The 329-nt window shown below is 31.3% G+C and carries 1 protein-coding gene; it reads left to right on the plus strand.

Features of this window, described 5'->3' with window-relative positions; all coding sequences use genetic code 11:
* Positions 1 to 212: 212 nt before the first annotated feature.
* On the plus strand, positions 213 to 329 hold a 117-nt coding region (locus SB658_RS22710), incomplete at its 3' end, for a hypothetical protein (RefSeq protein WP_410602491.1).

The following is a 329-nucleotide window of genomic DNA, read 5'->3' on the forward strand; positions in this document are numbered from 1 at the left end:
TTTAAAAAAGGACGATAATACTTTTAAAGTGTAAATATAAAAGAAAATTGCTCCCTACTTATTACTTTATGTGATGAGGGGAGCAATTTTCTTTTTTGTTTTTTGTTTAGAAAATAAAAAGAGTCTAACAATAAGATGGATACAGTGTTATCTACATACGTTGCGCTTTGCAACGGTGATTATATAACAGCAAAATAGGAGGGAGCTTTTTCATGACTAAGTATATTTTTGTAACAGGCGGTGTAGTATCGTCTTTAGGAAAAGGTATTACAGCAGCATCTCTTGGAAGACTTTTAAAAAATCGTGGTTTAAACGTAACGATTCAAAAG

This window comes from Bacillus sp. SIMBA_008 (assembly GCF_046535495.1).
Classification (GTDB): domain Bacteria; phylum Bacillota; class Bacilli; order Bacillales; family Bacillaceae; genus Bacillus; species Bacillus subtilis.